Origin of the sequence: Enterococcus sp., from assembly GCF_022711995.1 — a bacterium.
Classification (GTDB): Bacteria; Bacillota; Bacilli; order Lactobacillales; family Enterococcaceae; genus Enterococcus_D.
Map to the genome: position 1 here is coordinate 1 of NZ_JALAHI010000029.1, position 7108 is coordinate 7108.

The window sequence follows — 7108 nt, forward strand, 5'->3', positions numbered from 1 at the left end:
AGGTAAGGCTGATCGTCTAACGTTCGAAAACGTAAGACTTCAATAAAAAGCTGATTCTCAGCAAAGTGTTGATGGGTGGGTGAAAAGTCGATTTCAGCATAAGAAACCAATCGCTGCTTCGCTTGAATCGTTTGGATCATTTTTCCTTCTCTAGCAAGATCTTCGGTAAAGCCCAGATCACTTTGAATTGCTTTTGGCTCTTGCGTCAATCGATCATGAACATAAGAACCTCTCCCTTGCACTTGATAAATATAGCCCCGTTCACTTAATCTGCTCAGCGCTTGCCTTAAAGAATAGCGAGAAACTTGGTAGTGATCCATCAATTCCTTCTCACTAGGTAGTTTGCCCTGTTGATCTGCCAAATTTTTTTTATCGATTCTTGCAATTAAATCTGCGGTCAATGCGTCAATCCGCCACTGTTTTGTCATGCCACTTCTCCCCCAAATGTTTTATTACTCCTATTTTAACGCAAAAGCACGTGATCTGGTGCGACTCTTTATTTTTTCATTCCAAGATAACAAAAGCAAACCCAGCTAAATCAGTTTTAGCTGGGTATTGTTCGTTCAAATCGGTCGTCTTGATCAAGCTTTTCCTTTTTCTTCTGCAAGTAGTTTGCCATCATACATTTTGATGAACGGGAACCAAATCAGAAAGGCGACCAAAGCACAAATGACTGCTAATACAAAAGCACGCCAATCCCCACCGGAACCAATAAAACCTGAAAGACCGATTGGCGTCGGCCAAGCTACTTGGGCAATCGGTGGCTTGACAAATCCCAAATTGATCGCAAAGTAGGCCACCGACATTGAAGCCATTGGTGCTAAAAAGAATGGAATTGCCGTATATGGATTATACACAACGGGCATCCCGAATAGAATCGGTTCATTGATGTTAAAGAAGGAGGGAACAATGGCGGCCTTTCCCAGTGCACTTAATTGCGCAGATTTGGCAAAGAAGGCGATGAAAATCACCATTCCCAATGTCGCTCCTGAACCGCCGATAGTCACAAAGCTATTATTGAATTCTCCGGCAAAAGCGATGTTGGCACCACTTTGATTTTCAACCATATTGGATAGAACGATTGGGGTCAAGAAAGACGTCACGATAGTTGCTCCGTGGATCCCGACGATCCATAATGCATGCATCAAGAAGTAAATTACCAACAAGCCGACCCAAGTGCTGGTCAAATTCGAAACAAAGCCAAATGGGATTGCAATAACTTTGAAAATATCTGTTCCCAATGCCACCAATGTCCCATTGATCACGATCACCAATAATGCAAGCAGTGCCGTAGGAATCAGTGCGGTAAAAGAGCTTGAGACACCAGTAGGGACAGTATCAGGCATTTTGATATAAATATTTTTCTTTACACAAAATGCATAGATTTTTACTGCTAGAATCCCCATAATGATCGCGGTAAAAATCCCGGTGGTTCCCAAGCGGGTTACACCGCCAGCCATTTCCCAACCATCAATGATTTTTTGATCATCGGTAAGAATCGTGACCAGTGTAGCTGTACCTCCCTCAAACACTAACTGTGGCAAACACATAAAGAATGCCATCATCGATAACAATGCGCCGTTGACAGGGCTTAATGGAATTTTTTCTTCTTGAGCTTGGATCTTCGTGTATTCATACCCGAAAACGACACAGAAATAAAGGGCTAAAATACCCATCGTTGCAGTATTTCCCAGCATATATAAGCTTTGTACCTTATCAAAGGAAGCGGCCCAGATCGATGTCAACGCTGGAAAACTTTGAGGTAGAACGCTGATGATCAAAAACATGGAGCCTACGATCGTGAAAGGAATGGAAGCCATCCCAGCAGCCATCACCCCACGAACGATCCTAAATTGAGACACTCGTCCCATTGGTCCCATTAAATACTTATCTAAAAAAGCAAACATCTTACTATTTTCCGTGTTCATTCATTTCTCCTCCTTTATTTTCAACGATTCGCAGGTAGTTCAAGTAACGATCCCGATCATTTTCGATCAGCCAAACCTTTCTCTCTATCAACAAACAACAAACCATCCCTAGAGTCAGGCACACAAGTAAAAGCAGCCTAGCGGAGGGATTCAAAAACGGGAAAAAAACTTCCTGTTTACCTACTAAAACAAAGAGGATGCCAAAAATATTGATCCCTGTTTGAATCCAGTAGCCGATCTTGGTCAGAAACAAGCGATTCGATTCCCGCCAATATTTTTGTGTCTGCTCAAAGATGATGGCGCCATCAACCAAAAGTAAAAATACCGGAACTAGACCCATCCAGCTCCAATTTGCCAGACTAAGCAACGCCCAATAAAGATTGATAAAGAAAAAAATTGCCGTCATATAGCGAAAAAGCAGAAAGCGATTAAATCGCATATTCTTTTGTGCGTATTCATTGGCATTGGGCCTGTGACTGTGTACTCTCATACCTCTCCTCCTCTCTATGAAAATTTCTTCGCGAAAGATCATTTTCAAACTTGTTCGAACAAGTTAATTTTAACATAATTCAAATCCTGTGCAAGCGTTTACTTTTTCTGAGCAAACGAACGACAGAAAAATTCAGAAAAGGAACCTCTCTTCCGCCTTCTTTTTTTAGGAACCCCAGCTAGGATAGAGAAAAGAATTGGAACTTGTCGGAAAATGGTTTTTGTGTTAAAAATGAATATAACGAACTGATTAATGTTTTTTCGTTCGTTTTTAAAACGAAACAATGCACGATTCTTAGAAAAAAGCCACTCAGAAAAGGAGAAAAACGAAAATTATGACAAAGGAAGTAAGTTACGAGTTCATCAAAGAAATCCCTAAAGCCGAATTACATCTTCACTTGGAAGGGACACTGGAGCCTGATTTGAAACTACGTTTGGCACAAAAAAATCAAATTGATATTGGGCAATCCACGATTGAAGAAGTTGAAGCCAGTTACCAATTTGATTCCTTACCCTCTTTTTTGAACATTTATTACCCAGCGATGAATGTCCTCCAAACTGAAGAGGATTTTTATGAATTAGCAATGGCTTATTTTAAGAAAGCTGCAGAACATCACGTGACTTACGCTGAAGTCTTTTTCGATCCACAAGCCCATACGTCTCGCGGGATTTCTTTTGAAACCGTCATCAACGGCTACTATCGGGCAACACAAGAAAGTGAGCAAATTGGAGTCCGCAGTGCACTGATCATGTGCTTCTTACGGGATTTTTCTGCTGAATCGGCAGAAGAAACTTTTGAACAAGCACTACCTTTTAAGGATAAGATTCTGGGCATCGGACTGGATTCAGATGAAAAAGGTAATCCCCCACTGAAATTCAAAAAAGTCTTTGAAAAAGCGAAAGCAGCTGGTTTTCATTTGACGATGCACTGTGACATTGATCAAGAAGATTCCATCGAACATATTCGTCAAGTCATTGAAGACATCCAAGTAGAACGAATCGATCACGGAACAAATATCGTGGAAGATGAACAGTTAGTGAATTATGTACGGGACCATCAAATTGGGCTGACTTGCTGCCCAGTCTCCAACGGTTTTGTCGTGGATGATATGAAGGGAAAAGAAATCATCGAATTATTGGCAAAAGGTGTCAAAGTCACCATCAATTCTGATGACCCAGCTTATTTCCAAAGCTATATCTCTGATGATCTTTATGCATTGAGCAAAAATTATCAACTGACCGAAGAGCAAATCATTCAACTGGTTAAAAATGCCTTCGAAATTGCTTGGCTTCCGGAAGAAGAGAAGAAGTTGTATCTAGCAGAAGTCGCTGCGTTTGTGACGGAGAAAAGCAACTAATTTTCAGCAATAGATTTTCCCATAAAAAAGCGCCCAAAAGTTCGATTTGTTGCTCAAACTTTTGAGGCGCTTTTGCTATTTTAAAGAGTTATCCTTGATAATCTCTAAATGTATTGGTCAAGTTTTACTGGCTAAAAAGATTTGTATTAAGAATGCTGATCAATAAACCCTTTAAACCAATAACCAGATTGCTTGATCGTCTTAACTTGTGTGTGAATATTTGTTGAAATCAATCCATAGCGGTTTCTATAGGCATTGCTCCAAGACCAGCAATCAATTGGTGTCCAAAGGTGGTAGCCAAAACAATTCGATCCGGCAGCGATCCCTTTCGCTAACCAATCTAAATGCTCTTGAATAAATTGAATACGATACTGATCGTCGATGATTCCATCATCTTTCATAAAACGCTCTTCTCTAGAAACACCCATGCCATTCTCTGAAACAAACCACGGAATATTGTTATAGTTTTCTTTGATTGAAATTGCGATATCATAAAGCGCTTTGGGGTAAATTTCCCATCCTTTGTCAATATTCATTCTTCTGCCAGGCATTTCATAGGTATCATAATAACGATCAGGCAACCAGTCACCAACCGAATCTGGGGAAATTTCTGGTGCCTTGACTCGATGAGGATGATAAAAATTCACCCCTAGAAAATCAATCGTGTTTTCTTTGATGATCTGTAATTCTTCTTCGGAAGCTTCCCATAACACACCATCATGACTTAGCCATTCGACTAATTCTTTCGGAAATGTCCCGAAAATCGCCGGTTCCAAAAACATCCGATTATTCCAAAGTTCTGCTATCCGAGCGGCTTCTAGATCCGCTTCATTTTCGCTGGCAGGATAAGTCGGTGTCAAGTTGAGAACTGTGCCAATTCTTCCTCCTTTTGCAGATAATCCCAGTCTTTTAAATACTTGAATAACCTTTGCTGAGGCAAGATTCAAGTGATATGCAACCTGAACAGCCTTTTTGCCATCCACTAGTTTTGGATAATGGAATTGATAAAGATATTCGCCATCCACAACAACCATTGGCTCGTTGTGGGTGATCCAATCCTTTACTCGATCTCCAAAATGCACAAAACATTGTTCAGCGAAGCCGGCAAAAAGGTCAACTACATGCTTTGATTCCCAGCCACCATACGTATGATACAACTCAACCGGTAAGTCAAAATGATGCAAGTTCATGATGGGTCGGATACCATGCTCAAGAAATGTGTCGATCACGTCATTATAAAAAGCCACCGCTGAAGGATTCACTGTGTTCGTTTCTAAATCATCAATCAAACGACTCCATTGGATGGATGTACGCACACTATTCAGTCCGACTTCTTTCATCAATGCAATGTCTTCTCGAAAGCTGTTATAGAAGTTAGAAGCTGTGTCTGGTCCCACCTGGTCATAAAATGCTTCAGGTTCAATTTCGTACCAGTAGTCAAACATATTGGCATGTTTCTTCTGAAATCGACCTTCGCTTTGAGGACCGGAAGTTGCCGCTCCCCACCAAAAATTTTTAGGAAATTTATTCATGTTTTTTGCTCCTTTTTAATTAATTCTTTTCTGATTTTGTCGCCAAAACAAGGAATATATTCATGACCATATTCTGGAAAGGCAATCATTTCTTTTTCACAAGTGAGTTGGTTAAAGACGGCAAACTGTGTTTTAGGAGGGCAGATTTTGTCTTCCAGTCCGATCCCCCAGATGACTTTCCCTTTTACTCTGTTTACTAAATATTGAATATCAATGTAGTCCAATGTTTGAAAAAACAGCGCTTCTTTTAAGTGCATTGGATCTCTAAAACGGAACCAATAAGCCAATTCTTCATAGGCGGAGTCAGTGACATTTAGTCGAAACGCTTCTCGATAATCGCTCAAGAAGGGATACAGAACAAATGACTGTTGAATCTTAGGCTCTAATGCGGCACAGACAAGTGCCAAAGCCCCGCCCTGTGAGGCGCCATAGACTGACATTCTCGTTTCATCGATGTCTGGCAGTTGGCAAATAAGCTGCGTCAACTGATAGATATCTAAAAATACCTGTCGATAGAATAGTTTTTCTGGGCCATCCTCTACTCCCCGAATAATATGCCCCTTTAAAGTTCCACCATTGGTCTGACTATAGTCTTGCGATGCCCCTCCTTGTCCTCGAACATCCATCGCTACCACACAGTAACCTTCAGCAACTAATCCAATCTTATCGCCCCAATCTCCACTGCTTCCATGGTAGCCATGAAACTGGAATTGTACGGGCCAAGGCCCTTGATTATTTTTGGGTTGGAGTAGTTGGCAATGGATTTTTGCGCCATCATGAGCATGAAAGAAAAGATCATACCCTTGAGCAACAGTGGAATAGACCTCATGAGGGATTAGTTGGTAATCTTGTTCTAATTCTTGGATGATCCTTTTACCATTGTCCCAAAACTGCTCAAAGTCAGCTGGCTTCGATTGGCTTCCAAAATAACTGCCCCATAATTTCTTCGCTTCTTCAACGTACATCTTCTTCACCTTGCAAATAGTTTGCAACTGCGCCAACCAAATTTGCATCCTGTCTAAAATGGCAAAACTGCACATCTACTGTAATCTCTTCTGCACCATGGTTTAACAAAAGAGCAGCTAAATATTCTTTGATCGGTTGTAAAATTTCTGTCCGGCTAGAAATTCCGCCGCCAATGACGATCAATTCAGGGTCATAGGTCAAGCAAACCGAATACATGGCTTTGGCTAAAGCGCGGTACATTCCTTCTACTGCAATGATCGCTTCTTTGTCCCCTTGCTCTTTTAATTCAAATAGCTCTTTTCCAGTAAAAGAATCAGAAAGTCCATGACTAATCCCATACTTTCTTGCAATTTGCACAGGGCTTGCTGACTCACTTAATGTTTTTCCATCATCTAGTAGTAAATAACCAAATTCACCAGCGAATAAATGCTGCCCTTTCATTAGTTTGCCATTGAAACTTAGAGAGCCACCAATGCCCGATCCAATAATGAAAAATGCAACACTTTCCTTTTCCTGGGCGACTCCGAATTTAAGTTCTGCTAATGCGGCAGAGTTGGCATCGTTTTCGAGTGCAACAGGCAATTGAAACAAACCCTCCAATTCTTCTTTGATAGGGAAATGATGCAGGTAAGGAACTGCGCTGATTCCCTTAATGATTCCTTGCTTGGTATCTACTGCACCCGGCATACTAAATGTTATCCCTTCAATAGGGTCCTTTGCTTGAAAGACTTGCAAAAGCTCTTTTTTCATTTCTAGCCAAGTATCAGGTGTCGCAAAATACCCTTTATCCTGTAGTTGAGCTTCGGACCACCATCCATATTTGACCGTTGTTCCG

Annotated in this window: 7 protein-coding genes; 1 reads left to right on the forward strand and 6 read right to left on the reverse strand. The window is 41.0% G+C overall.

Going from position 1 to position 7108, the window contains the following annotated elements; all coding sequences use genetic code 11:
- The 3 genes from Q0A12_RS02250 to Q0A12_RS02260 form a co-directional block, all read right to left on the reverse strand.
- Nucleotides 1-428: GntR family transcriptional regulator (locus tag Q0A12_RS02250; protein WP_291291086.1), on the reverse strand; the 428-nt coding region annotated here is incomplete at its 3' end.
- A gap of 153 nt (nt 429-581) precedes the next feature.
- Entirely contained in the window at nt 582-1928 is a 1347-nt protein-coding gene (gene celB / locus Q0A12_RS02255; RefSeq protein WP_291291087.1) for a PTS cellobiose transporter subunit IIC, read from the reverse strand.
- On the reverse strand, nt 1912-2418 hold the full coding sequence (locus Q0A12_RS02260; RefSeq protein WP_291291088.1) for a hypothetical protein: 507 nt from the start codon (nt 2416-2418) through the stop codon (nt 1912-1914). Before Q0A12_RS02260 ends, celB begins: the two co-directional genes overlap by 17 nt.
- A gap of 334 nt (nt 2419-2752) precedes the next feature.
- Between Q0A12_RS02260 and add the strand changes: the two genes are divergently transcribed.
- Nucleotides 2753-3775 carry an adenosine deaminase gene (gene add / locus Q0A12_RS02265; protein ID WP_291291089.1) on the forward strand — a complete coding sequence of 341 codons (1023 nt, stop codon included), beginning with the start codon at nt 2753-2755 and terminating at the stop codon, nt 3773-3775.
- A gap of 146 nt (nt 3776-3921) precedes the next feature.
- Here the strand turns inward: add and Q0A12_RS02270 are convergent, their stop codons facing one another.
- The 3 genes from Q0A12_RS02270 to Q0A12_RS02280 all read right to left on the reverse strand — a co-directional run.
- The gene (locus tag Q0A12_RS02270) at nt 3922-5307 is read right to left on the reverse strand and encodes a glycoside hydrolase family 1 protein (RefSeq protein WP_291291090.1); all 1386 of its coding nucleotides are present in this window, start codon (nt 5305-5307) and stop codon (nt 3922-3924) included.
- Entirely contained in the window at nt 5304-6272 is a 969-nt protein-coding gene (locus Q0A12_RS02275; protein WP_291291091.1) for an acetylxylan esterase, read from the reverse strand. The genes Q0A12_RS02270 and Q0A12_RS02275 overlap by 4 nt, the downstream gene beginning before the upstream one ends.
- The coding region (locus tag Q0A12_RS02280) for an ROK family protein (RefSeq protein WP_291291092.1) at nt 6262-7108 on the reverse strand (847 nt) is incomplete at its 5' end. The genes Q0A12_RS02275 and Q0A12_RS02280, both read right to left, overlap by 11 nt.